Source organism: Vibrio sp. V42_P2S4T144 (assembly GCF_009904715.1).
GTDB lineage: Bacteria > Pseudomonadota > Gammaproteobacteria > Enterobacterales > Vibrionaceae > Vibrio > Vibrio alginolyticus.
Genome location: NZ_WXWS01000550.1, coordinates 1 through 2,924, shown reverse-complemented (window position 1 = coordinate 2,924; position 2,924 = coordinate 1). Strand labels below are relative to the sequence as shown.

Annotated in this window: 2 protein-coding genes; one reads left to right on the top strand and one right to left on the bottom strand. The window is 44.6% G+C overall.

The window, feature by feature from the left end:
* Positions 1-67 precede the first annotated feature (67 nt).
* A complete protein-coding gene (locus CAG68_RS18225) occupies positions 68-1,405 on the top strand; it encodes a GGDEF domain-containing protein (protein ID WP_085569569.1) in 1,338 nt (445 codons plus the stop codon).
* A gap of 142 nt (positions 1,406-1,547) precedes the next feature.
* Here the strand turns inward: CAG68_RS18225 and CAG68_RS18220 are convergent, their stop codons facing one another.
* Entirely contained in the window at positions 1,548-2,918 is a 1,371-nt protein-coding gene (locus CAG68_RS18220; RefSeq protein ID WP_005377981.1) for an SLC13 family permease, read from the bottom strand.
* Positions 2,919-2,924: the final 6 nt, after the last annotated feature.

Genomic DNA, 2,924 nt, shown 5'->3' with positions numbered 1-2,924 from the left:
ACCTTGATTTCATTTTTTGAAATTATTGAACCCCACGTATTGTATAATCTCAGCAGGTCACTTGCCCATGAAGTGGATCCATAACTTTATCTTTGCTCTTTCTATTTGCACTATCAGTTTGGTTGCCCTTTATAGTGTGCTTGGCGATACGCGAAAGCTGACCATTACACCTGAGCATTTCAATATCTATGCAACTAAAGATGCCAGTGAAGGAGGTGTGAGTGAGGCAGATATCACATACGATCGGCAAAGCCTAGTTCTTAGCTGTGAACTAAAGCAGAGCTCGTATGCTTGGCCTTATTGCGGAATCTCGGTTTATACCGATTCAGCAACGCCAACACAGGGTATTGACCTTTCCAACTACCATACGATTCGATTGAAGGTGCGATATGAAGAGGCAGGAATAGGGGCTAACCCTAGCCACGACCTACGTTTGTATCTTCGCAATTATAATTCTGAGTATTCCAAGCCGGACGACGAGTACACCATTAAATATAATGGTATGCAGTTTTCTCCATCGGGTTCGAGCGATATTGTCGAAATTCCGATTAAAAATCTTCAGGTGATGACCTGGTGGTTAGTAGATAACGGAGTCGCGATTGAACACTCTGCACCTGAATTTTCAAACATCACACGTATTGATATTGCAACTGGGTCTGGTGCGGCACTTGGTAAACATAGAATTGTAATTGATAAAATTGAGTTTGAAGGCGCTTACCTTGCGCAAGAAACATTGTTGTATGCATTATTATTCTCTTGGATGGCGCTTGGACTGGCGTTTTCACTGCATGAGTTACGAAAAAATAGAGTGGCTTATGAAAAAGCGCAAAAGCGTCACCGTCATTTGGAAAAGGTGAATGATACTTTGCGAGCTCAAAACTATGAGTTTGCAGAGCTAGCGCATCGAGATGCTTTGACGGGCGCGATGAACCGATATGCTGTGCAACACTGGCTGGAACAACAATCTCGTCAGGTTCGCTGGGGGCATAACACCTTCAGTATTCTCTATTTGGACTTGGATAAGTTTAAAAAGGTGAACGACAAATTTGGGCACCAAATGGGGGATGACATATTGCGCGAATTTGTCATGGTGGTAGCGACTTCTATTTACTCAGACGATCGACTCGTTCGTTGGGGCGGCGAAGAGTTTGTCGTATTTTGCCCTGATACCAATATTGAACAAGCGTTAGAGAAGGCAGAAATGATTCGCAAAAATGTGGAGGATCATTTGTGGGTGCACGGTGAATCATTAACTTGCAGTATTGGCGTTGCCCAAATGCAGAATGAACGCGTCTCAGAAACCATGGCGAGAGCTGACGAAGTGCTGTATCAGGCGAAGCGCAATGGTCGCAACCGAGTGGAAGCTCATTATGGTTTACTTGCTTGCGAAAAGAAGCAAGCCTGATAGCCGTTCACTAAAAGGAAAGAAAAAAGGTGGCCAACTGGCCACCAAGAGGGAAACTGCTGAACACCACTTAGGGGGGAAGTTTGGGTTATCGATACGATTACCGTGAGCAGCAGTGTAGTGCTAATCGAACTTGCTATTTTTACCAGAACAACCAAGCGAAAAGCGTTAGTGCAGCAATACAGGCAATGTTTAATACGAAACCAATTCGCATCATTTCTTTTTGCTTGATATGACCCGTACCGAACACAATCGCGTTTGGAGGTGTTGCAACAGGTAACATAAATGCACAAGATGCAGCGACGGCAATCAGTGCAGAGAGAATAACCGGAGACATACCCAAGGCTTCTGCAATGGTCGCAAATACAGGGACAAGTAGCGCAGCACTGGCGGTGTTACTCGCAAACTCAGTTAAGAAGACAACAAAAGCAACCACTGCAAGAATCGTTAAGAGAATACCGGCTTGCTCAAGGAAGCCTGACAAGCTATGAGCCAAAAATACGCTTGTTCCGGTTGCTTTTAGGACGTTACTCAGACAGATACCACCACCAAATAGGATTAACACACCCCAGTCGGTTGTTTTCTCAATATCTTTCCACTCGACGGCGCGAGAAGCACCAAGTAGAAGGATGGCGCCAATGGCTACAAGAGTATCGAACTTCGCGAAGCCACCCAGCATAGCGTTAATAGGCTTACTGAATATCCACAAAGTTACGGTCAGTAAGAAAATCGCCAACGTAATCATTTTGCCGTTTGTCCATTCGACTGGTTGATGGTCAAGGTCAAACTTGTGGCTAAGGTCAGGCTTAGTCATCGTGTACAATACGAGGATAGCGATTGGCATTAATACTAGGGAAATAGGTACACCAAACTTCATCCATTCAGTGAAGCTAAGGCCAACTTCAGCTGCTGCAATTGCGTTTGGTGGGCTACCAACCAGTGTTGCAATACCACCAATTGAAGCACTGTAAGCGATACCGAGTAGAACAAACAAAAAGGTGTTGTGGTTTTTCTTGGCGTCTAGCTTTGTCATCACACCCAGCACAAGCGGTAACATCATCGCGGCGGTGGCGGTGTTTGAAATCCACATTGACAGGCCAGCACTCACACCAAATAGCATGAATACAGCGACAGACATTTTTCCTCTTGCCAGCAATAGTACTTTATCTGCAATAGCTTGATCTAACTTTTGTTTATGTAGAGCCGCAGCTAGTGCAAAACCACCCAAAAATAGAAAAATGATGGAGTTGGAAAAGTTATTCAGTGCGGTTTGAGTGTTGAACACACCCAAAAATACCGCAAGTAGTGGTATGAGCAGCGCGGTAATGCTGACGTGAATCGCTTCGGTTAGCCACAGAATAGCAACAAAAACTAAGATGCTCAGGCCGGTTACTACTTGTGGTTCAAAGGGTAAGGTATTAAACAAGATAATGAACAATAGGATATTCGCGTTCAAAATCATGCTGTTGCGAGTGAAGAACCAATTCTTCAATGTCACAGCGAGTGCGGTCATGGGTAG